This window comes from Brachybacterium sp. p3-SID1565, from assembly GCF_025143785.1.
GTDB classification, from domain to species: domain Bacteria; phylum Actinomycetota; class Actinomycetes; order Actinomycetales; family Dermabacteraceae; genus Brachybacterium; species Brachybacterium epidermidis.
In genome coordinates this window covers 1-20407 of record NZ_JAMBDS010000004.1, presented here as the reverse complement: position 1 = coordinate 20407, position 20407 = coordinate 1, and the positions used below count along the sequence as shown (strand labels likewise).

Annotated in this window: 20 protein-coding genes; 4 read left to right on the top strand and 16 right to left on the bottom strand. The window is 71.7% G+C overall.

What is annotated here, in order from left to right; all coding sequences use genetic code 11:
• Window positions 1-34: 34 nt before the first annotated feature.
• From panC to M4D54_RS01710, 12 genes are all read right to left on the bottom strand, one after another.
• The gene (panC, locus tag M4D54_RS01765; protein ID WP_193866052.1) at window positions 35-919 is read right to left on the bottom strand and encodes a pantoate--beta-alanine ligase; all 885 of its coding nucleotides are present in this window, start codon (window positions 917-919) and stop codon (window positions 35-37) included.
• Window positions 916-1851 (bottom strand): Rossmann-like and DUF2520 domain-containing protein, encoded by a 936-nt coding sequence (locus M4D54_RS01760; RefSeq protein ID WP_193866053.1) that lies wholly within the window; start codon window positions 1849-1851, stop codon window positions 916-918. Before M4D54_RS01760 ends, panC begins: the two co-directional genes overlap by 4 nt.
• The gene (locus M4D54_RS01755) at window positions 1848-3470 is read right to left on the bottom strand and encodes a PH domain-containing protein (protein WP_259889878.1); all 1623 of its coding nucleotides are present in this window, start codon (window positions 3468-3470) and stop codon (window positions 1848-1850) included. The genes M4D54_RS01760 and M4D54_RS01755 overlap by 4 nt, the downstream gene beginning before the upstream one ends.
• A complete protein-coding gene (locus M4D54_RS01750; RefSeq protein WP_228019436.1) occupies window positions 3467-4159 on the bottom strand; it encodes a PH domain-containing protein in 693 nt (230 codons plus the stop codon). Before M4D54_RS01750 ends, M4D54_RS01755 begins: the two co-directional genes overlap by 4 nt.
• Window positions 4160-4276: 117 nt before the next feature.
• A complete protein-coding gene (locus M4D54_RS01745) occupies window positions 4277-4786 on the bottom strand; it encodes a DUF3180 domain-containing protein (RefSeq protein WP_193866056.1) in 510 nt (169 codons plus the stop codon).
• Entirely contained in the window at window positions 4783-5727 is a 945-nt protein-coding gene (folK, locus tag M4D54_RS01740) for a 2-amino-4-hydroxy-6-hydroxymethyldihydropteridine diphosphokinase (protein WP_193866057.1), read from the bottom strand. Before folK ends, M4D54_RS01745 begins: the two co-directional genes overlap by 4 nt.
• Window positions 5724-6623: a dihydropteroate synthase gene (gene folP, locus M4D54_RS01735; RefSeq protein ID WP_259889875.1), complete on the bottom strand. Its 900-nt coding sequence runs from the start codon at window positions 6621-6623 to the stop codon at window positions 5724-5726. The genes folK and folP overlap by 4 nt, the downstream gene beginning before the upstream one ends.
• A 4-nt stretch (window positions 6624-6627) precedes the next feature.
• Window positions 6628-7194, bottom strand: a complete 567-nt coding sequence (folE, locus tag M4D54_RS01730) for a GTP cyclohydrolase I FolE (RefSeq protein ID WP_193866058.1) — start codon at window positions 7192-7194, stop codon at window positions 6628-6630.
• A 1-nt stretch (window position 7195) separates the two neighbouring features.
• Window positions 7196-9283, bottom strand: coding sequence for an ATP-dependent zinc metalloprotease FtsH (gene ftsH / locus M4D54_RS01725; protein ID WP_259889872.1), 2088 nt, complete (start codon window positions 9281-9283; stop codon window positions 7196-7198).
• A gap of 1 nt (window position 9284) precedes the next feature.
• On the bottom strand, window positions 9285-9830 hold the full coding sequence (hpt, locus tag M4D54_RS01720) for a hypoxanthine phosphoribosyltransferase (protein ID WP_193866075.1): 546 nt from the start codon (window positions 9828-9830) through the stop codon (window positions 9285-9287).
• Window positions 9831-9883: 53 nt separating this feature from the next.
• Window positions 9884-10966: a tRNA lysidine(34) synthetase TilS gene (tilS, locus tag M4D54_RS01715; protein WP_193866060.1), complete on the bottom strand. Its 1083-nt coding sequence runs from the start codon at window positions 10964-10966 to the stop codon at window positions 9884-9886.
• On the bottom strand, window positions 10966-12366 hold the full coding sequence (locus tag M4D54_RS01710; RefSeq protein WP_193866061.1) for a D-alanyl-D-alanine carboxypeptidase/D-alanyl-D-alanine-endopeptidase: 1401 nt from the start codon (window positions 12364-12366) through the stop codon (window positions 10966-10968). The genes tilS and M4D54_RS01710 overlap by 1 nt, the downstream gene beginning before the upstream one ends.
• A gap of 68 nt (window positions 12367-12434) precedes the next feature.
• Here M4D54_RS01710 and M4D54_RS01705 point away from each other — a divergent pair, with 68 nt between their 5' ends.
• The gene (locus M4D54_RS01705) at window positions 12435-12947 is read left to right on the top strand and encodes an inorganic diphosphatase (RefSeq protein WP_193866062.1); all 513 of its coding nucleotides are present in this window, start codon (window positions 12435-12437) and stop codon (window positions 12945-12947) included.
• A 116-nt stretch (window positions 12948-13063) separates the two neighbouring features.
• On the opposite strand, the gene M4D54_RS01700 is transcribed toward M4D54_RS01705, so the two are convergent.
• Both M4D54_RS01700 and M4D54_RS01695 read right to left on the bottom strand, forming a co-directional pair.
• Window positions 13064-13798 carry a hypothetical protein gene (locus M4D54_RS01700; protein WP_193866063.1) on the bottom strand — a complete coding sequence of 245 codons (735 nt, stop codon included), beginning with the start codon at window positions 13796-13798 and terminating at the stop codon, window positions 13064-13066.
• A 39-nt stretch (window positions 13799-13837) separates the two neighbouring features.
• Entirely contained in the window at window positions 13838-14572 is a 735-nt protein-coding gene (locus M4D54_RS01695; RefSeq protein WP_193866064.1) for a peptide deformylase, read from the bottom strand.
• A gap of 189 nt (window positions 14573-14761) precedes the next feature.
• Between M4D54_RS01695 and M4D54_RS01690 the strand changes: the two genes are divergently transcribed.
• From M4D54_RS01690 to M4D54_RS01680, 3 genes are all read left to right on the top strand, one after another.
• Window positions 14762-15847 (top strand): ABC transporter ATP-binding protein, encoded by a 1086-nt coding sequence (locus M4D54_RS01690; protein WP_193866065.1) that lies wholly within the window; start codon window positions 14762-14764, stop codon window positions 15845-15847.
• Between the two features lie 91 nt (window positions 15848-15938).
• Window positions 15939-17192 carry a DUF4032 domain-containing protein gene (locus tag M4D54_RS01685; protein WP_193866066.1) on the top strand — a complete coding sequence of 418 codons (1254 nt, stop codon included), beginning with the start codon at window positions 15939-15941 and terminating at the stop codon, window positions 17190-17192.
• Window positions 17189-17980, top strand: coding sequence for a YitT family protein (locus tag M4D54_RS01680; RefSeq protein WP_259889868.1), 792 nt, complete (start codon window positions 17189-17191; stop codon window positions 17978-17980). Before M4D54_RS01685 ends, M4D54_RS01680 begins: the two co-directional genes overlap by 4 nt.
• On the opposite strand, the gene rlmB is transcribed toward M4D54_RS01680, so the two are convergent.
• Window positions 17907-18902: a 23S rRNA (guanosine(2251)-2'-O)-methyltransferase RlmB gene (rlmB, locus tag M4D54_RS01675; protein WP_193865750.1), complete on the bottom strand. Its 996-nt coding sequence runs from the start codon at window positions 18900-18902 to the stop codon at window positions 17907-17909. The two genes, M4D54_RS01680 and rlmB, sit on opposite strands and share 74 nt — an antisense overlap.
• Before the next feature lie 26 nt (window positions 18903-18928).
• Complete coding sequence (gene cysS / locus M4D54_RS01670) at window positions 18929-20383, bottom strand: cysteine--tRNA ligase (RefSeq protein WP_193865751.1); 1455 nt, start codon at window positions 20381-20383, stop codon at window positions 18929-18931.
• Between the last annotated feature and the right edge of the window lie 24 nt (window positions 20384-20407).

The window sequence follows — 20407 nt, the reverse complement described above, 5'->3', positions numbered from 1 at the left end:
GTCTCAGAACCTCGCCGACTGGTGCGCTTCGGCCTCAGGGCTCTGTCGTCTGCACCACAGCCGCGTCCAGCAGGCGGGTGCCGTCCACCCAGCCGGCGAGCATCACCAGGGTGGGGCCGCGGTGGTCGGGGGCGACCAGTCGCAGTGTGGCCGGGTCCAGGGCCAGGGCGTAGTCGAAGCGCAGCCCGGCGGTGCGCGGTGAGTACGGAGCCGTCCCCGACGTCGCCTGCTCGAGCACGCGTAGCACACCGCTGAGGGAGGGGGCCGCCTCCCGTGCGGCGGCGATGGTGGCGGACAGCCCCAGGGCGTGGCCCCGGCCCTCCTCGCTCAGGAACAGGTTGCGGCTCGAGCGGGCCAGGCCCTCGGGCTCACGCTGGATGTCCACCGGTTCGATGCGCACCGGCAGGTCGAGATCGTTCACCAGGGACTGGACGATGGCGAGCTGCTGGGCGTCCTTGCGGCCGAACACGGCGATGTCGGGAGTGGTGAGGTTCAGCAGCTTGGTGACCACAGTCGCCACGCCGTTGAAGTGGCCGGGCCGGGAGGCGCCCTCGTAGAGGGTGGCGATCTCGCCCGCGGTGACGCTGACCATCGGCGGCAGCGTCGGGTACATCTCCTCGGTGGCGGGCGCGAACACCAGGTCCACCATGCCGTCCACCATCGCCAGGTCACCCTCGAGGTCCCGGGGGTAGGCGTCGAAGTCCTCGCCGGGCCCGAACTGCAGGGGATTGACGAAGTCGGTGAGGATCACGTGGTCGGCGAGCTCGCGGGCACGCTCGATGAGCATCAGGTGCCCCTCGTGCAGCGACCCCATGGTCATCACCACCGCGACCGTGCCGTCCATGGCGGCGCGGCGCTCACGCAGATGCTGCTTGGTGCGCACCACGGTGGTGGTGCGGTTGCTCCCGGTCTCGGTCATCGATCCTCCGTCGCTGCGTCCTGGTCCGGGCCCTCGCCGGCATCGGGCGCGGCTGCATCCAGCAGCTGCTGGATCGCGTGTGCCACCTCGGGGGCCAGTCCCGCGCGGGCCAGTGTCGCCCGTGCCAGAGCACGATACGTCGCCGCGGTGTCACCGCGCGCACCGCGCACCGCGGTGGCATCGAGATCCCCGAGCGCCTCCAGGTGGGCGGCCACCGTTCCGGCGTCGCCGCGGACGACGGGTCCGGTCAGGGCCGCGGAGCCGCGGCGCAGGGACTCGTCCAGGGCGGCCTCCAGCAGGGGGCGCAGATAGGCTCCGGGGTTGTCGATCCCCAGGCGCGAGAGCGCATCGAGAGCCTGGTCCACCAGCACCACCAGGTGGTTGGCGCCGTGGGCGAGGGCTGCGTGGTAGAGCGGCCGATCGCCCTCGGGAAGCACGGTGGCCTCCCCGCCCAGCTCGACCACCAGCGCGGCGGCGACGGGCAGGAATGCCTGCTCCGCGGTGATCGCCATCGGGCAGCCCACCAGGCGGGCCAGGTCGTCGCGGGTTCCGGTGAAGGTCATGGCGGGATGGATCGCGAGGGTGGCGCAGCCGGCCCTGGCCAGGGGTGCCAGCACCCCGATGCCGTGGCTGCCGGAGGTGTGCACCACCAGCTGCCCTCCCGGGGCCAGTCCCGTGGTGGCGATCCCGCTGACCAGCGGCCCCAGCTGGTCGTCGGGGACGGCCAGCAGCAGCATCTCGCTGCGCTCCACGATGGCGGGCACATCCAGCAGGGGCACCCGAGGAAGGAGCTCCTGGGCACGGGCACGGGACGCGTCGGAGACGGCGTAGGCACCGGTGATGCCGTGCCCCTCGGCGCGCAGGGCAGCGCCGAGCACAGCACCCACCCTGCCGGCGCCGATCACCCCGATCCCCAGGCGCGGGGCGCTCATCTCCCGGTCTCCTGCCCGGCGCCTGACGACGCCGACAGCGCCAGAGCGGGTTCGCGCCAGGTGGAGCGGTCGCTGTAGCGACGGGAGGTGGCGGCATCGTGGGCCAGCACGGCGTGCAGGTGTCGGGCCGCTTCACGGGGCAGGTCACCGATGGTCTCCGTGTGACCGGCCACCCCCACCTTGAGATCGAGGGACCGGAGTCGACGCGCGAAGGGGTCGTCCTCGATCGCGACCTGCTGGATGCGGTCGCGGGGGATGATCACGAGCTTGCGGGCCAGCAGGCCGTGGCGCTGGATCAGGACCCCCGGCAGCAGTACCACGACCTGGGTGCGGCGGGAATACCACTGCAGGCGATGCGGCGCGCGCAGCCCGTCGATGTCGCGGGCGGGGGCGGTGAGCAGGTGCTCGAGGGTGGCCATGTCGTCGGCGGTGCCCAGGGTGGGTGCGAGGTGCCCGAGGGTCAGCCACAGCTCCTCGCGAGTGCCGACAGGCAGAACGTTGGAGGCCTCGTTGCTGTCGTCGCCGATACCGGCCACGGTGACGCTGACGGAGGTCCAGCCGGGTGAGCGCCACAGCAGGGGCCGTTTCAGGGCGAAGCGCTGGATGCGGCCGGTGGCGATGTTGTCGGTGCGGGTGTTCAGCAGACCGCGACGCATCCGCAGGCCCCGGTCGGTGATGCGGGAGACAAAGCCCCAGCCACCCTCGATCCGACCGAACACGTACTTGGGCAGGGCGATCAGCGCCGGCAGCAGCGCGATCAGGGAGGCGAAGGCGAAGCCGTCCTGCCAGATGCCCAGCCCGATGGCGACGATCCCGCCGATGATTCCGAACACGATGCTGAGCAGGAAGTCGGCGTCGCGAACGAGCGAATGGACCAGGCGCTGGGTGGGGATCTCGGCGATCAGCTCACCGTCCTCCACCTCGCCCTTCAGCAGCTTCCGCAGCGGGTCAGGGGCGCTGGCCGGCGGGGCGCTGGCCGGCGGGGCGCCGTCGGCCGACGGCTCCTGGTCCGCGTCCGTCAGATCCCCGGGGGCCGTCGGAGTGCTCGCGGCGTCCACCTGCCGGGGGTCCACCCCGGCGGCGACCGCGAGGATACGGGTGCGCAGCTCCTCGGCGTCCGCGGCACGCACGTACTCGATGTCGAGGTAGGACTCCCCTCCCCCGGCGACCTCCACCCTCACCTTGGACAGGCCCAGCAGGCGAGCGAGGAACGGGCGTTCCACGGTGACCGATTCGATCTTCTCGCGGGGAGCGAACTCGCGGGACTTGCTCAGCAGCCCCTTGTGCAGCGCCACCCCGGACTCGTCCACCGCATAGGTGGTGAACCACCAGGACAGGGCCGACGCCACCACCGCGATCACTACGGCGACGACCAGGATGCCGAGTGCCGCCAGGGCGCGACCCCAGGTGAAGTCGCCGGCCAGGCGCGCAATGTTCTGGGCGGTGAGGACAGCGACGATGCCCACCACGATCTTCCAGCCCGTCACCAGCGGGGTGATGGGGTGGGTGCGGCGGTGCGCGATGGTGGCTGCCTCGGAGCCGGTCGCCGGGTTCTCGTCCGGGCCGGTGGGGCTCTCGTCGCTCGGGCCGGCGGTCGGCTCGGTGCCGGGGGCGGTCACAGCGCCGCCATGGTGTCGATGCCGCGGCGGGTGAGCAGCTCGCGCAGCCGCTCGGCCTCCTCCTTGGGAAGGCCCGGCAGGGTCTCGCCCGCGTCTGCGGCGGTGGTGAAGCTGATCTTGGCCAGGCCGTAGGAGCGGTCCACGGGTCCCTCGTCGATCTTCACCGATTGGATGCGGCCGTACGGCACGGTGACGACATTGCGGAACATGAGTCCGGAGGCGACGATCAGCTCGTCCTCACCGTCGAGGTAGCCGATGGCGCGGACCCGGCGCGGGGTGAACAGCAGCCCCTGCACCACGGTGATGGCGGGGATCACGGCGACCAGGCCCAGCCACCACCAGCCCTGCCACCACCACAGCACCAGGCAGGCGGCGATCATCAGCACCCCGGTCACGTACCCGGGGATGCCTGCGATGTAGCGAGCGGGGATCAGCTTCGGGGAGACGGGCTTCAGCCCGCTTGCGCCGATGCGGGGGCCGTCGTCGGTGACGATCGGGACCGGAGGATCCGACGGCTCGCGATCCGACGGCTCGCGATCCGATGACTCAGAACGAGGCCCCGGCTTCTGCGCGGCCTCAAGACGGCGTTCGGAAACCCGCGGCATCGGGGCGGGGCCGCGCTGCGTCTCGACCGGGACCTGCAGCTGCGACTCCGGCGGTTCGACGAACTCTCGAGGAGGTTGGTTCATGGCATCCATGGTCGCACTCGGAGCGCTCGTGGACCTCCGCCGCAGGTCGGCCACCTCACCCGCGTTTGGTCGATCTCTCACCGGGAGCGGATCGACCGCTCGTCCGGTGCGCCGCCGTCAGCCGCTCGCCTCGGCGCCCTCGACACCGCCGTCACCGTCCTCCGGGGGAAGCTTGCCCCACCGCTCCACCAGCACGCCGAGCACGCCCAGTGCGAGACCGGCCACCGCCGCGGCCGCCGTGGGAAGGACAGCGTCCCACGGGTCACCGGTACCGCTGACCAGGAGGAACAGGGCCTGACCGGTGAAGATCCCGCCCACCAGGGCCCCGGTGTAGGCGCAGGCCCGCGCCAGCAGCACGGTGCGGAAGGCGGTGGGAAGGTCGATCTGGTGCCTGCGCGGCGCGAGCGAGGGGTGCAGGGAGCGCTCCTCGCTCTCCTGCATGTAGCGCCGCAGCGGCAGTCCGTACGCGAGCAGCACGGCGCTCAGGATGGCGAGCACCCCTGCGGTGAGCCAACCCGTCACCGGCACCGAGTGCCCGCGCGCCGCCAGGGTGTTCATCATCTGTGCGCCGAACACGGCGGCCAGCACGGCGATGACGACCAGCACCGGGATGTTGAGCGGTCTCACGGCCGGTCGAATCCTTCCACGGCGGGCCCGGGGCGCAGTCCGTCGCGGTCGGCCGCCGCCGCGAGCAGGTCGCCGACGGGGCCATGCCCGGGCAGCTCGGCCTTGGGGCGGGCCGCGTGCCAGGGAGCGAGCACGAAGGCGCGCTCATGGGCGCGGGGATGCGGGAGGGTGAGCTCCGGGTCCTCCAGCCGCATCGGACCGTAGGTGATCACGTCGACGTCCAGCGTGCGCGGGCCCCAGTGCTCGCGCCGCTCGCGCCGGGCGTGGCGCTCGGCGGACTGCGCGGCGGCCAGCAGCTCGAAGGGCCCCAGAACGGTGTGCACGCCGATCGCGGAGTTGAGGTAGGCGCCCTGCTCGGGACCGCCCACGGGATCGGTCTCGAGCACCGGTCCGGTCCACGCGATCTCCAGGCCGTCGGTGGACTCGAGCACGGTGAGGGCGCGTTGGAGGTGCTGCGGGCGGTCCCCCAGGTTGGTGCCGAGGGCCAGCACGGCCTCGACGGGAGACGCGTGGCGCGTGATCCTCACCCGGACGTCCTCGAAGGGGATCCCCACGGGGGCGGAGGGCTTGTGCACGGTGACCTGCACGCGCCGTAGCAACGGATGCGCCTGGAGCGCGCCGGAGGCGATGCGCTCGGCGAGGGTCTCGATCAGGTCGCGAGCGCCGGTGGTGATCTCCCTCTGCACGAGCTGGGCGATCTCGGCGTAGTTCACGGTGCGGGACAGGGCGTCGGTGCGGCCGGCGGGGCCGGTGGACAGGCCCAGGGCCACATCCACCACGAACTCCTGGCCGATCTGCTTCTCCTGCTCCAGCACCCCGTGGTGGCCCCAGCCGCGCAGACCGGTCAGCTCGATCACGTCGAGCTCGCCCGCGCCGCGGAGGCGAGCCTGCTCATCGCCCGGTCGTGCGGGCTCTGCGCCGGGTGCGTCCTGTCCGGTCACCGTCGGCTCCTCGCGGCCCTGGCACGGCGCAGCCGGTCCCCCACCCGCACGGCGGCGAGGGAACCGGGGACCTCGTGGACGCGCACCGCCCAGGCTCCGTGCTCGGCGCTGTAAGCACTGACGGCAGCGGTAGCGGCATCCCGGTCCACGTCCAGCGTCCCCAGGAAGCGCTTGCGGGAGGCTCCGACGAGGATCGGCAGCCCGTGCTCGGCGATCGCCTCCCAGTGGGCCAGCACCTCCCAGTTCTGCTCGCCCGTCTTGGAGAAGCCCAGCCCGGGGTCGACCACCAGGAAGCGGTCCTCCACCCCGGCCTCCCGCAGTGCGTGCAGACGCTCGGCGAGCTCGGCGGCGCTGTCGCGCGCCACGTCCGCGTAGTTGGCCATGCCTGTCATCACGTCACTGTGCCCGCGCCAGTGCATGGCCACGAACACCGGCGGGGTGCCCAGGCGTGTGCGCAGCCGGGCGGCCTCCCGGCCCATCTCGGCATCGGCGAGTCCCGCGGAGACGTCGTTGATGATCAGTGCACCCGCCTCGACGCAGGCGGCGGCGACGGAGGCCCGCATGGTGTCCACGCTGACCACATGACCGTCCTCGGCGAGGGCGCGCACCACGGGCACCACGCGCCGCAGCTCTTCGTCCTCCTCGACACGGGGGGCACCGGGCCGGGTGGACTCACCGCCCACGTCGATGATCGCCGCACCCTGGGCGGCCAGCAGGCGTCCGTGCGCGACGGCCTCGGCGGTGCCGCTGTGCTCGCCGCCGTCGGAAAAGGAGTCCGGTGTGACGTTGAGGATGCCCATCACCAGGGTGCCCTGCCCGTCCAGCTGCGAGGGCAGACCGGCGGGCCGACGCCGCTGCGTCGGCGCACCTGCTGTGATCGGCTCAGCCCCGGTCATCGGCTCAGCCCCGGCTGATCAGGGTCATGGCCTCGGCGCGGGTGGTGGCGCTGTCGCGCAGCATCCCGCGCACGGCACTGGTGACGGTGCGGGCGCCATCGGCCCGCACCCCCCGCATGGACATGCACATGTGCTCGGCCTCGATCACCACGATCGCCCCGGCCGCGCTCAGCTGCTTCATCAGCGCATCGGCGATCTGGGTGGTGATGCGCTCCTGCACCTGGGGGCGCCGCGCGTACACGTGGACCAGGCGGGCCAGCTTGCTCAGACCGGTCACCGTGCCGTTGCCGGGGATGTAGCCCACGTGGGCGACGCCGAAGAAGGGCAGCAGATGGTGCTCGCACATCGAGTGGAAGCGGATGTCCCGCACCAGCACCAGTTCCTGGTGGTCGATGTCGAAGGTGGTCGACAGCGGCTGCTCGGCATCCTCCTCCAGGCCCTGGAACACCTCGGCGTACATTCGGGCCACTCGCGCGGGCGTCTCGCGCAGACCGTCCCGATCCGGGTCCTCCCCCAGCCCGGCGAGGATCTCCCGCACGGCCGCGGCGATGCGCTGCTGGTCGATGGCCATCTCAGGCGCCCGTCGGTCCGTCTAACGGCCCCTGCACACCGGGGGCACCGGGGATGTCCGGACCGTCACCACCGGGGTGCGGCAGCTCGGGCGGACCGGGGGTCAGCGGCTCACCCGCATCAGAGGACTCCGCCCCGGTGGCCGTGGTGGTGGCGCCGGCCTTGGGGGCCTCCAGTGTGGGACGGTCCTCGCTGGACTGCCACACCTCGCGCAGGGGCCGCTTCCTCACGTCGGCAAACACCTCGGCGAGCTCGCGCTCGCCCAGGGTCTCCTTCTCCAGCAGCTCCTCCACCAGGCGGTCCAGCACGTGGCGGTTCTCCACGATCACCGCGTGGGCCTCGTCCAGGGCGTTGTCCAGGAGCTTGCGCACCTCCTGGTCGACCAGGGTCGCGGTCTCGCCGCTGAAGCGGGGCGCCTGACCCTGCTGCATGCCGACGAAGACCTCGTCCTGATCGCCGGAGAGGGCGACCTGGCCGACGGCCTCGCTCATGCCCAGCTGCATCACCATGGTGCGGGCGATCTTGGTCGCGTTCTGCAGGTCGCTGGAGGGGCCGGTGGTGACGTCGTGGAAGATGCTCTCCTCCACGGCGTAGCCACCCATGGCGTAGGCCAGGCGGTCCAGCAGCTCGTTGCGGGACTGGTAGTTGCGGTCCTGGGTGGGCACCACCATCGTGTAGCCGCCGGCACGGCCGCGCGGCAGGATCGTCACCTTGGTGACGGGGGCGGAGTTGTTCAGGGCCGCGGCCACCAGGGCGTGCCCGCCCTCGTGGTACGCGGTCATCTGCCGCTCCCGCTCGCTCATCACCTTGGAGTACCGCTGGGGCCCCATGGAGACGCGGTCGATGGCCTCGTCCAGGGCGCGGTTGTCGATGATCTGGTTGCCGGAGCGGGCCGTGAGCAGCGCGGCCTCGTTCAGCACGTTGGCCAGATCCGCACCGGACATGCCGATGGTGCGGCGGGCCACGGCCTCGAGGTCCACGTCGTGCGCGAGGGGCTTGCCCTTGGCGTGCACGCCGAGGATGTGCAGGCGGCCCTTGAGGTCCGGGGCCTCCACGGCGATCTGGCGGTCGAAGCGGCCCGGACGCAGCAGGGCCGGGTCCAGGATGTCCACGCGGTTGGTGGCGGCGATGAGGATCACGTTCTGGTTCTCGTCGAACCCGTCCATCTCCACCAGCATCTGGTTCAGGGTCTGCTCGCGCTCGTCGTGGCCACCGCCCATGCCGGCGCCGCGATGGCGGCCCACGGCGTCGATCTCGTCGATGAAGATGATCGCCGGCGCGTTCTCCTTGGCGGTGTTGAACAGGTCGCGCACGCGGCTGGCGCCCACACCCACGAACATCTCCACGAAGTCGGAGCCGGAGATGGAGTAGAACGGCACGTTGGCCTCACCGGCCACGGCGCGGGCCAGCAGGGTCTTGCCGGTGCCGGGCGGGCCGTACAGCAGCACGCCCTTGGGGATCTTGGCGCCGACGGCCTGGTACCGGCCCGGGTCCACCAGGAACTGCTTGATCTCGTCGAGCTCCTCGACGGCCTCCTCGGCCCCGGCCACGTCCGCGAAGGTGACCTTGGGGGCCTCCTTGTTGAACAGCTTGGCCTTGGACTTGCCGAACTGCATGGCACGGCCGCCGCCCTGCGCGTTCATGATCAGGAACCAGAACAGGCCGAAGAAGATCAGCAGTGGCAGGAAGGAGATCAGCAGGGTGGTCCACCAGGAGCTGGAGGCGATCTCGTCGGTGTAGCCCTTGGCAGGCTCGGCATCCTCGACGGCCTGCACGATCGCCTCGCCACGTGCGGTGACGTAGCTGAAGCGGACCTGCTTGCCCTTGTTGTCCTCGCCGTCGACGAAGTCCTCGGTGAGCACGAGGTCCACGCGCTGCTGGTTGCCGCCGATGATCTTGGCCTGCTCGACGGTGCCGCCCTCGAGCAGCTCGAGGCCCTGCTCGGTGTCGATCTGCTGGAAGCCGTCGCGGCCCAGCAGGGAGAACAGGGTCATGCCCAGCAGCAGCGCCAGGATGATCCACAGCGCGATGCCCGCGCCCGGCCGCCTCTTCTTGGCAGGCTTGGCGCTCTTGCCGGTGTTCTCTGCCATCTCAGCCCTCGTAGACCGAGCGCTTGAGCACGCCCACGTACGGAAGGTTGCGGTAGGCCTCGGCGTAGTCCAGGCCGTAGCCGATCACGAACTCCGGCGGGATGTCGAAGCCGACGTAGCGCACGTCGATCTCCACGCGGGCGGCATCGGGCTTGCGCAGCAGGGTGCACACCTCGACGCTGCGCGGGCCGCGCGAGCGGAGGTTGGACAGCAGCCACTTCAGGGTGAGGCCGGAGTCGATGATGTCCTCGACGATCAGCACGTCGCGTCCGGAGATGTCGGTGCCGAGGTCCTTGAGGATCCGCACCACCCCGGAGGACTTGGTGCCGGAGCCGTAGGAGGACACGGCCATCCAGTCCATCTCGACCTTGAGGTCGATGCGGCGGGCGAGGTCGGCCATCACCATCACCGCACCCTTGAGCACGCCCACCAGGATCGGGGGCTCCTCGGCGTAGTCCGCGGCGATCTGGGCACCGAGCTCGTCGAGCCGGTCGTGGATCTGCTGCTCGGTCAGCAGCACGTGATCGACGTCGGGATGGGGGTGCATGAGAGGCACGCGGGTCTCCTCCGTGGATTCGGGTGGGGTGCGTGCGCCGCGGCTCACGGATCGTTGCGGCGCCACACCAGCAGGCCGTCGCGGCGAGCGACCTCGATCCTACCCGGTAGCGGTACGGAAGCCTGACCGTGCCATCTGACGGTCAGGGCGTCGATCGCGAGCACCTGCCGTCGCAGCAGGGACTTGCCCGACGGCGTGGCCGCGATCTGCTCGGCCAGGCGTGAGGCATCACGCAGCACGCGGGTGCGCAGCGGCTCGGGCGTCGCCGCCAGGGCGTGCACGTCCAGCAGCAGCAGGTCGTCCTCCTCACGGGTGGGTGCCGCATCGCGACGCAGGCCCTCCAGCAGCACCGCGGCCTCGGCATCGAGATGCTCCGAGTCCGGCCGCACCAGGTCGGCCGAGCGCGCCAGGTTCTCGTCGATCTGCTCGCCCAGCACCTCCCGCAGCAGCGGCATCAGGCGATGCCGGACCCGGGAGCGCAGGTACATGGGGTCGCTGTTCATGGGGTCCTGCCAGAAGTCCACGTCGAGCAGGCGGCAGATCTGTTCGGTGTCCGCCCGGCGCAGTGCGGTGGTCTCGTCGCGACCGCTGCCCAGGAACGGCCTCAGCAGCAGGCCGCGCCGACGGGGAATGCCTGCCAGCGCCCTGGGGCCGGCGCCGCGAGCCAGGGCCATCAGCACCTGCTCGGCCTGGTCGTCCAAAGTGTGCCCCAGCAGCAGGGCCAGGGAGCCCCGTTCCTCCGCGAGCCGTTCGAGAGCGTGGTGACGAGCGTCCCGAGCGGCGTTCTCCAGGCCACCGGGGGCGTGGTCCGGAACCTCGATGCGCAGCACATGGGCGGTGGCCCCCAGTCGCTCGACCTGGGCGCCGGCGCGCTCGGCGACCCGTGCGGAGGTCTCCTGCAGGCCGTGGTCGACGATCCCGGCCTCCGCCTCCAGGCCCATGCGGGAGGCCACCCAGGCAGTGGTGGCCAGCAGCGCCAGGGAGTCCGCTCCCCCGCTGACGCCCACCAGCAGGCGGGGCGCGTGGCGGCCGGCGGCGGTGTCGTCGGCGAGCTCCTCGAGACGGGAGGTGAGGCTCACGCGCACGGCCGTGCGGGCACGGGCGATCACGGGCGCAGGGCCGGCCATCAGTCCTCCTGCACCAGTTCGGCGGCCACGGCATCGACGGCAGCCCTGGCCTCCAGGGCGCTGGACCCTTCGAACCCGTGCACCACGATCGAATAGCCCACCGTGCGGCCACCCGGCAGCACGGCCACCCCGGCCAGGGTCGCAGCCCCGCCGAGATAGCCCGTCTTGCCGCGCACGATGCCGCGGGCGTCCTGGGTGCCGGCCGCGTCGAAGCGGTCGGCCAGGGTCCCGGAGAGACCGGCGACGGGGACGTCGAACAGGATCTGCTCGAGACCGGCGACCTCCCCGGAGGCCACCTGGCCCATCACGGCCGCCAGCAGCGCCGGGGGCACGCGGTTGTCGCGGGACAGGCCGGAGCCGTCGAGGATCTGCAGGGCGTCCAGGTCCTGCTGGGGCAGGCCCAGCTCGACGCCCAGCTCGCGGATCTCGGCCTCGACGGCGGCTGCCGCACCCTGGGGCGTGGTCTCCTCGCCCCGCTGGAGCGCCACCAGGTGCGCCAGGAGCTCGGCTGTGGTGTTGTCGGAGATCAGCAGGGTGTGCCGCACGATGTCCACGATCGGCTCGGACTCCACCTGTACGGACGGAGCCCCTTCGGGTGCGGTGCCCGCACTCACCTCGCCCTGCACCTCGAGCCCCGCCTCGGTGAGCATGCTCGCGAACAGGCGCGCCGCATCACCTGCGGGATCGGTGGACTTGGGGCCGTACTGGGTGCCGTCGAGCCAGCCGCGGTCCACCGCGATCGAGGCGGTGGGGGTCACCCACCCGCCGGCGGTGCCGTTGTCCCCCCAGGCCGAGTTGGCGCCTCCGGTGAGGAACCCGGTGTCCAGGGCCACGGTGACGGAGGTGGTGCCCTGCTCACGGGCCAGCTCGGCGGCGCCGTCGGCGAGTTCGCGCAGCTCGTCCTCGCTCAGGGTCATGTCCCCGCCGCCCTGCAGGGTGACGGTGCCGTCCTGCACAGCGGCGCGGGTGGTGAGCACCTCGGTCCCGGTGTACTGCCGCAGCACGGCGGCGGCGGTGAGCAGCTTGAGGGTGGAGGCGGGGACATGGACGGTGTGGGCGTCCCGGCCCGCCAGCTGCTCTCCCGTCCCGGCGTCCACCACGGCGTAGGAGAGGTTGCCGTCCACGACGGGCAGTGCGGCGTGCGCGTCCATGCGGGCCTGCAGGTCCTGGGCCTGGGCATCGGGGACCTCCGGTGCCACGGGCGGGATGGGGGCGGCGGCGGTGACGCGGTCGTAGTCCTCCCCCTGCGCGCGAGGGCCGGAGGCGGGGCCCTCCTCCTCGTCGGCCACGGTGAGCACCCCGGGGAAGGCATCGGTCACGTCACCGATCACGTAGAAGCTGACGGGCACGGCAGCGCACAGGGTGATGGCGGCGGCTCGCCACAGTCGCTCGGTGGGCATCCCCTCACGATAGAGTGTCCCGGTCAGCAGCAGTGCCCTCAGGGCTGGACCGCAACGGAGCAGGCGTCATGGAATTCGACGTGACCATCGAGATCCCTCGAGGGAACCGCAACAAGTACGAGGTCGATCATCACAACGGCCGCATCCGCCTGGACCGGATGCTGTTCACCGCGACCCGGTACCCGGACGACTACGGCTTCATCGAGGGCACCCTCGGTGAGGACGGCGACCCGCTGGACTGCCTGGTGCTGCTGGAGGAGCCCACCTTTCCCGGCTGCCTGATCCGCTGCCGCGCCCTGGGCATGTTCCGCATGCGCGACGAGGCCGGCGGTGACGACAAGATCATCGCGGTGCCGGTGGGCGACCGCCGCCAGGTGCGCCGTCAGGAGCTGACCGACGTCTCGGAGTTCCACCGCCTGGAGATCCAGCACTTCTTCGAGGTGTACAAGGACCTCGAGCCCGGCAAGAGCGTGGAGGGCGCCCACTGGGAGGGCCGCTCCGACGCCGAGGCGGAGATCCGCCGCTCGTACCAGCGCGCCGCCGGCACCGAGCACGCCAACGAGTTCACCCAGGAGGTCTGAGCGGCATCCGCCGCACGGGTACATCGGCGGCGCACGGCGCCCCCTCACGCGCAGCGGAGCCCCCGAGCCGATCGGCGCGGGGGCTCCTGCGCGTCCTGCCGCGGGGGCTCGGCGTGTCAGCTCTCCAGGGAGCGGCGATCCCCGGCCAGCTCGCCCTCAATGGTGGGGGCGTGGTGGAAGATCTCCTCGACCGCCTCGACCACGGAGCGTGCCACGGTGCGGGAGCCGACGCCGCCGATGACGGCACCCACCCCGAAGGGCAGCAGGCGTCCCAGCCAGAGACCACCGCTGCGGGCCATCACCCGGCGGCGCACGTACCGGGTGATCTGCTTGTTCACCAGGGCAGGCACGCGGCCGCTGCCGCCCAGGACGGCGTTCCACTGCAGGCCCTGCTTGCCCAGGGCCTTGGCGACGATCTCCGTCCCGTGCTCACCGCCCAGGACCGCGGTCATCACCAGCTGCCTGGTCCGCTTGTCGCGCATGTCGACGCCGTAGATCTCGGCGGCCGAGAGGGTCAGGAAGGCGCAGGCCTCGGCGAAGGAGACTCCTTCACCGACGCTCACGCCCACCGCGACGGCGGTGCCGATGCCGGGCAGGGCGGCGACGCCGCCCACGCCTGCGCCGGTCACGGTGAGCAGGTTCGTGAAGCGATCGGAGACGTGCTCGAGCAGCTCCTCCCGCGTGGCGCCGGGGTGCTTGGCGCGCAGGCGGGACACGTAGCTGCGGGCCAGGGGGGTCTGCACCTTCAGGGCGGTGTCGATCAGCGACATCCAGCGCTCGTCGATCTGCTCGACGAACTCGCCGTCGGCGTGGCTGTCCTGCTGCTCCGGGTCAGGGGTGCTGGGGCTCACCGGGGGCTCCTTACGAGTGGGTCGTGGACAGGGGTCAAGCTATCGCTTTTCCCCTGGCGTGCGCTCCACGAGCACCTGACCGGTCCCCAATCGGGTGATCTCCCCCTCGAGGCCCAGCCGACGCACCGCCTCGGGCATGTCCTCGTACAGAGCGGTGTACCCGGCCTGCACGAAGGAGCGCGGGACGCCGCGGTCGTGGCAGAGGATCCCGGCCAGGTGGTCGGTCTCGTGCTGCACGATGCGGGCGGGCCAGCCCACGAACTCCTCGTCGATCTCGCGCAGCTCGTCGTCGGCCAGCAGCTCGACGGCGCGCAGACGCACCCGGCGCGACCGCGCCACGATCGACTGCCAACCGTCGACCGACAGGCACCCCTCCCAGGCGTAGACGGCCTGCTCGCCGAGCAGCTCCACCTCGGGGTCCAGGAACGCGCGCAGGGCCACCGGGGTGCGCTCCAGCGGATCCTGCAGGTCGGCCCCCTGCTCGGGCACCCCCTGCTGCTGGTCCGACTGCTCCGCAGGGGCGAAGCGGTCCTCGATCACGTACAGGCGCAGCGGCAGGCCGATCTGGGGCGCCGCGAGCCCCACCCCGGGGGCCTCGCGCATGGTGACGGTCATGGCCTCGACCAGTTCGCGCAGCAGCGCGGCATCGAGGCGGCCGCGGGCTGCCAGGGGTCGTCTGCGCAGGGCGGGGTGACCGGCCTGCACGATCGGCACGGGCCCCTGCGGGGCGGCACGGCGGTCGAGGATCTTCCGGGTGAGCTGTGCGATGTCCACCGGGCCAGTATCCCCGGCTCGATCCCCGGCACGGCAGTCCCACCAGCCCTTCGGCACGGGACGAGCCCCCCGCCTGCTGTAGACTGTGCCGACCGGTGCAAGGGCGCACCTCCTCGCGAGAGCGCAGACCGGTGAGCAGCACTTCACAACGGACCGTCCGGCACGTACCTGCCGGTGAAGGGAAACACCATGGCAACAGTGACATTCGACAATGCCTCGCGCATCTACCCGGGCCAGGAGCGCCCGGCAGTGGACAGCCTCAACATTGAGATCGGCGACGGTGAGTTCCTCGTGTTCGTCGGCCCCTCGGGCTGCGGCAAGTCCACCTCTCTGCGCATGCTCGCCGGCCTCGAGGAGATAGACGCGGGCCGCATCCTGATCGGCGATCGTGACGTCACCGACGTCCCGCCGAAGGACCGCGACATCGCGATGGTGTTCCAGAACTACGCGCTGTACCCGCACATGACCGTGGCCGACAACATGGGCTTCGCCCTGAAGATCGCCGGCGTCAACAAGGCGGAGATCCGCAAGCGCGTGGAGGACGCCGCGGCGATCCTGGACCTCACCGAGTACCTGGACCGCAAGCCCAAGGCCCTCTCCGGCGGTCAGCGCCAGCGTGTGGCCATGGGCCGTGCGATCGTGCGCTCCCCGCAGGTGTTCCTCATGGACGAGCCGCTGTCGAACCTCGACGCCAAGCTGCGCGTGTCCACCCGTACCCAGATCGCCTCGCTGCAGCGCCGCCTCGGTGTCACCACCGTGTACGTGACGCACGACCAGACCGAGGCCATGACGATGGGCGACCGCGTGGCGGTGCTCAACGCCGGTGTGCTCCAGCAGATCGATTCGCCCCGCCGCATGTACGACCACCCGAACAACGTGTTCGTGGCCGGCTTCATCGGTTCCCCGGCGATGAACCTGATCGAGCAGACCCTCACCGACCAGGGCGTCCAGTTCGGTGGCACCGTGCTGCCCGTGGACCGCGCCACCCTGTCCGGCACCGACCAGAACTCCGTCACCGTGGGCGTGCGCCCCGAGGACCTGGAGCTCGCCGGTGAGGGCGAGGGCCTGCCGGTCGAGGTCGACGTGGTCGAGGAGCTCGGCGCGGACGCCTACATCTACGGCCGTCTCGCCGGCAGCGCCGACACCGCCAAGCCGTTCATCGCGCGTGTGGACGGTCGCCGTCCTCCGCAGAAGGGCGAGACGGTGCACCTGCGCCCGAAGCAGGGCCACCTGCACCTGTTCGACGTGGCCAACGGCCAGCGCCTGGGTGACTGACCTCACCTGATCGCTCGACGGGCGTCCGGCTTCGGCCGGGCGCCCGTCGTCATATGCGGGACCGCGCCGCGGAAGAGGGCAGAATGGGGGCATGACGCCCCTGGAGATCACTGCGTCCCGTGCGGATCCGGCCCTGCTGGACCTGCCCTGGGACCGCCCGCTGGAGGAGTGGCCGGAGGACATCCTGGCCGCCCTGCCCCGCGGCATCTCCCGCCACGTGGTGCGCTTCGTGCGGATCTCCGGCCGCGTGCTGGCGCTCAAGGAGATCGACCACGCCCTGGCCCGCCGCGAGTACGAGATGCTGCGGGTGCTGGGGAGGCTCGGCATCCCGGCCGTGGCGCCCTTCGCGGTGATCTCGGGGCGCTGCACACCCGAGGGCGAGCCGCTGGACGCCGTGCTGGTCACCCGGCACCTGCAGTTCTCGCTGCCCTACCGCGCCGTGTTCAGCCAGGTCTCCCAGGCCGGCACCGCGCACCGCCTGCTGGATGCACTGGCAGTGCTGCTGGTGCGACTGCACCTGGAGGGCTTCTACTGGGGGGACGTGTCGCTGTCCAACACCCTGTTCCGGCGCGATGCGGGCGCGTTCGCCGCGTACATCGTGGACGTGGAGACGGGCAGTCTGCACGAGCAGCTCACCGACGGCCAGCGCGCCTACGACCTGGACCTGGCCCGCACCAACATCATCGGCGAACTGCTGGACCTCCAGGCCGGGGAGCAGTTCGACCCGGAGGCCGACGTGGTCGAGGTGGGCGATGACCTGGTGCGCCGCTACAACGACCTGTGGGATGCCCTCACCTCCCGGGAGCGCTTCTCGGCCGACGAGCGCTGGAGGGTGGCCGCCCGCATCGAGAAGCTGAACTCCCTGGGCTTCGACGTGGGCGAGCTGGAGATCACCACGGACCTGGACGGCACCAGCCTGTCGATCCGCCCCAAGGTGGTGGACGCCGGGCACCACGCTCGGCGCCTGATGCGCCTGACGGGGATCGACGCACAGGAGAACCAGGCCCGCCGCCTGCTGAACGACCTGGACTCCTACCGGGCCGCCACCGAGCAGCAGGAGGAGGAAGAGGAGTTCGTGGCCCACGAGTGGCTGCAGCGGGTGTACGAGCCCGTGGTGCGGGCGATCCCCCGCCACCTGCGCTCCAAGCTGGAGCTGCCGGAGTTCTTCCACGAGGTGCTCGAGCACAAGTGGTTCCTCTCCGAGCGCTCCGGCAGCGATGTCAGCTTCGACCACGCCACCTGGGACTACATCAACAACGTGCTGACGAACCGGCCCGATGAGAAGTCGCTGGTGACCACCGAGACCTCCGCCCTGCCGATCTTCACCCAGCCCGAGGGGCAGTGAGCACGCGGTCCCCTGCGGGGGGTCGGGGCGCCCGGGGGTGGCGCAGGGCGACGACGGCTCGTGGCGCCGCGCCGCTGGAGAACCTCTCGCTGCGCGACCAGCTGCACGTGGACCGCCTTCCGTGGCGGCTGGTGCACATGGGGGCGGGACTGACCGGCTTCGGGCTGTCGCTGGCGCTGCTGCTGCGCTCGGGCCTCGGCGGCGCCCCCTGGGACGTGCTGCACGCGGCGCTGGCCGACCGCATCGGGGCCAGCGTGGGCACCCTCAGCATCGCGGTGAGCTTCGTGGTACTGCTGGCGTTCATCCCGCTGCGACAGCAGGTGGGCATCGGCACCATCGCCAACGCGATCTGGGCGGGCGTGAGCATCGACTTCGGCATGGCCCTGTTCCCGCAGGCCCCGAACCTGCCCATGGCTGTGGTGATGCTGCTGGCGGGCGTGGTGATCAACGGGATCACGGCCGCCATGTACATCGGCGCGCAGCTGGGACCCGGTGCCCGGGACGGGCTGATGACCGGGCTCAGCCGGGTCCTGGACCGGCCCGTGGGCCCGATCAGGATCGCCCTGGAGGTGGCGGTGCTGAGCACCGGCTGGCTGCTGGGCGGGCCCATCGGGGTGGGCACGGCCGTCTACGCCCTGGGGCTGGGCCCCGTGATCCAGCTGGCGCTGCCGTGGGTGACGATCCCGGTGCGCACGGTGGGCGGCAGGCCCGTGCTCAGGCCCGGCCCTTCGCCTGCCGCACCCCCGCGATCTCGTACAGGGCGATGGCGGTGGCGACGGACGCGTTGAGCGACTCGGTGGCCTCCCCCATGGGGATCGACACCACCTGATCGCTGGTCTCCCTCGCGAGGCGGGACAGGCCCTTGCCCTCGGCGCCCACCACCAGCACGGCCGGCTCCGTGCCCAGCTCGAGGTCGCGCGTGGTGACGTCACCGCCGGCGTCCAGGCCCAGCACGAACACTCCCTGCTGCTTGAGGGAGGCCAGTGCCCGGTTGAGGTTGGTCACCTGGGCCACGCGCACACGCGAGGCGGCACCGGCGGCCACCTTGTACACGCTCGCGGTCATGCCGGCACTGCGGCGCTCCGGCAGGATCACGCCGTGGGCACCGAAAGCGCCGGCCGAGCGCAGGATAGCGCCCAGGTTGCGGGGGTCGGTGATGCCGTCCAGCGCCACCAGCAGCGGAGGCTCGAAGGCATCGCGGGCGATGTCCAGCAGCTCGTCCACATCCGCGTACTCGTAGGCGGGGATGGTCAGGGCGACGCCCTGGTGCACGGCGTGGTCGGTGAATCGGTCCAGATCCGTGCGGGAGGCCTCGGCGATGGGCAGACTGCGCGCCCCGGCCAGGCGCAGGATCTCCCGCACCCTCTCGTCCATGTCCAGGCGCTGCATCACGGTGAGCTGGGTGGCCGGGACGTCCTCCTGCAGGGCCTCCAGCACGGAGTTGCGGCCGGCCACCTGGTCGCTGCCGGGCCGGGAACCGTCGCGACGCCCCTTCGCGCGGCCGGCACCGGTCCCGCGGGCGCCCGCTCCCTTCGCCCCGCCGCCCTCCGATCCGGCCTTGCCGGCGAAGGCCTTGTGGCCGGGCCGGTCGGTGGCCTTCGGGGTGGGGCCCTTACCCTCAAGTGCGCGCCGTCGCACCCCGCCGGAGCCGACGGTCGCACCCTTCTTGGTGCGGCGCACGGCGCCGCGGCGTGAGCTGTTGCCTGCCATCGTTCCTCCTCGATCGCGCGGGCCGATCAGTTCTGCTTATCGAGCGACCAGCGGGCGCCGTCAGGGCCGTCCTCGACGCGGATCCCCGCCGCCGTCAGGGCGTCACGGATCTCGTCGGCTCGTGCCCAGTCCTTGGCGGCGCGGGCGGTGGCTCGGGCCGCGAGCTGGGTACGCACCAGCGCGTCCAGCGCCTCGTGATCGCTGTTCCCGACGGTGCCGGCATCGGTCCAGGTCTCCCCCAGCGGGTCCAGGCCCAGCACGTCCAGCATCGCTCGCAGCCGTCCCAGGCCCTGCGCCACCTGCTCGGCATCGCCGCCGGGGGTGGACAGGGCGGTGTTCAGGGCGGAGAGCTCGCGGTGGATCACGGCGAGCGCCTCGGGCACCGTGAGGTCGTCGTCCATGGCGGCGGTGAAAGCCTCGGGCAAGCCCACCTCGGCCAGGCCCGCCTCGGCGGCACCCGCCCGGGTCAGGGGGTGCTCGGCGCCCAGGCGCTCCGCGGCACGGCGAGCGGTGGCGGTGAAGCGCTCCCAGACCACCTCGGCCTCGCGCATGGCGGTGGCGTTGTACTCCACGGTGGCCCGGTAGTGGCCGGAGACCAGGGCCAGGCGCACGGCCGGGGTGGGGTGGGCGCCCAGGGCATCCGCGGCGGTGACGAAGTTGTCCAGGCTCTTGCCCATCTTCAGGCCGTCAACGGTGAGCACCCCGGCGTGCATCCAGGTGCGGGCGAAGCCGTACCCGGCGGCATGGGACTGGGCCTGCTCGTTCTCATGGTGCGGGAAGCGCAGGTCCAGGCCACCGGCGTGGATGTCGAAGGTCTCCCCCAGGTACTTGCGGCTCATGGCGGAGCACTCAAGGTGCCAGCCCGGCCTGCCGCGCCCGAACGGGGTGTCCCAGGAGGCAGTGGCGGGCTCGGTCGGCTTGGCTGCCTTCCACAGGGCGAAGTCGCGGCGATCCCGCTTGCCCGGCTCCATCTGCTCACCGGCGTCCTGCATGTCCTCGAGGGACTGCCGGGTCAGCGAGCCGTAGGTGGGATGGGAGGCCACGTCGAAGTACACCGAGCCGTTGCCGTCGGCGTAGGCGTGGCCGCGCTCGATCAGCAGTTCCATCAGCTCGATCATCTCGGGCACGTGGCCGGTGGCGCGGGGCTCGTAGGTGGGGCGGCGGTTGCCCAGGCGGTCCAGCACGTCCTGGAACTCGCGCTCGAAGCGCAGCGACCAGGCCCACCACTCGGCGCCGGCCTCGGCCGACTTCGCCAAGATCTTGTCGTCGATGTCGGTGACGTTGCGGACGTGGGTGACGGCGAGCCCGCTGCGCTCGAGCCAGCGCACCAGCACGTCGAAGGCCAGGAAGGTGCGCAGGTGCCCCAGGTGCGGCGCGCCCTGCGTGGTGGGGCCGCACACGTACAGCGACACCGCCCCCTCGCGCACCGGGGTGAAGGGTGCGGTGGTGCGGGTGGCGGTGTCGTGCAGCTGGAGGTTCACGCGCACCAGGGTACTGCCCTGATG